Origin of the sequence: Desulfococcus sp. (assembly GCF_050178255.1) — a bacterium.
In the GTDB taxonomy this organism is placed as follows: Bacteria; Desulfobacterota; Desulfobacteria; order Desulfobacterales; family Desulfococcaceae; genus Desulfococcus; species Desulfococcus multivorans.
In genome coordinates, this window is sequence record NZ_JBFXGG010000010.1 from 57,661 (window position 1) to 59,248 (window position 1,588).

At 59.3% G+C, this 1,588-nt stretch carries 2 protein-coding genes; both read right to left on the minus strand.

What is annotated here, in order from left to right; translation table 11 throughout:
* Window positions 1–35: 35 nt before the first annotated feature.
* On the minus strand, window positions 36–698 hold the full coding sequence (locus AB7S84_RS03800) for an L-fuculose-phosphate aldolase (protein ID WP_020878203.1): 663 nt from the start codon (window positions 696–698) through the stop codon (window positions 36–38).
* A gap of 24 nt (window positions 699–722) precedes the next feature.
* Complete coding sequence (locus AB7S84_RS03805; RefSeq protein ID WP_020878202.1) at window positions 723–1,196, minus strand: cereblon family protein; 474 nt, start codon at window positions 1,194–1,196, stop codon at window positions 723–725.
* Window positions 1,197–1,588 lie beyond the last annotated feature (392 nt).

Sequence of the window (1,588 nt, forward strand, 5' to 3'; positions counted from 1 at the left end):
CTTCAGCCTTCAGCCTACTGTGATAACAGCCGGTGTCAGGCCTTTTTCTGTCCGTAGGTCCTGAATTTTTCGATAACACGCGCCATTTCCGCATCGGACAGGATCTGTGGCGTCCCCACGGTGCGGGCCTGGTAGTAGATCCGGGCCACGAATTCGATCTCCTCCGCTGCGGCAAACGCCGAAGGCAGATCGACCCCGACGGTCACCAACCCGTGATTGGCCAACAGAAGGGCGTTGTAGTCGCCGATGGCGCCCGCGACGCCGGCCGCCAGACGCTCCGTCCCAAATGTCGCATAAGGGGCCAACGGAACTTTCTTTCCGGAGAATCCCACCAGATAATGGACCGGCGGAATCTCCCATCCCAGGCAGGCCATGGTGGTGGCGTAGGGGGAATGGGTATGGACAACGGCGCCGACTTCAGACCGAACACGATAGAGGGCCTGGTGAAAGCTGAGTTCGCTGGTGGGCGTTCGCGTGCCGTCGACGACCTCTCCGTCAAGGGTCAGTACGACCACGTCCCCGGGTGAAAGCCGGTCGTAGGCAATGCCGCTGGGCGACACCGCAAGCAGTCCCGATTCCCGCCTGAAAACGCTCAGGTTTCCGCCGGTGCCCGTGGTCAGGCCGGATTGGACCATCCGCATCCCGAACTCGACCACCAGGGCTCTTTCCTTTTCCATCAGCATTCGCTCTTGGGCCATGCATCGCCTTTCCGGAATCCATCGTCAACCGCCTCGGGAATCTCTCGTCAGATTCACCAGAATGAGGCCGTAAAAACTTCCGCTCTTATCGGATCTGAAATGCCAGCCCATGTGACCGCGGCAGTTCCCGCACAAAGCGAGGCACCAGGAAAAACCGGCAAACCAGGTAAACGCCGGGGTGGGCGCGCCTGCGTTAACGCACCCTTCAGCGGCCGCGAAGCAACCGATTTCATATACATAACCGGAGGGATTGTTGAAGACGTGGGCAAAACGACCATTGACGCTGATCTGGTCGGCAGCCTTTGCGATCCTGCCGCCGCAGTGGATGCATCGCAGCCATCCCTCGCCCTCTTCCACCGCGCCGTCGGTCTCCCGCATCGGAAGGCCCTTGAATGTTCCGATGCGGGGCCTGTCCATCCTGAAGGCTTCAATCCGGTGAAACCCGGCGGTTTCGATCCCGCCGGGGACCGCCATAACCCTTTCAGGCGAACAGGCCATTGTCGAACTCCGTCGATTTGAATCGGTGTTCCGGCATGTGCAGTGTCTGTCCTTTACCGGTAAAATCCCTCATATACCGCAAGGCTCGGCTTTCATGTCCGCCGGCATCACTTCCTGAGCACGGAATATTAAAATATAACGTGATCTCAACGGTTAGTAAAGAGCGATTTCAGCGGTTGCGACGATACCCGTTTTTGGACGGTCTCTTGTCAATTGGGACTCAACTTTCGACTTTCATAGACCGGTGCCGGGAGGATGCGGCCCGCGCCCCTTCAGCGGTGAGTTTTAGTGCCGCTTAAGCGCAGCGGCGGATCAGCGGCCCGGACTGTTTGAGCGCAAGCGAGTTTCCGGGCCGCCCGGAGCAAGCTTCAGCGGCACCTGAACGAAACCGC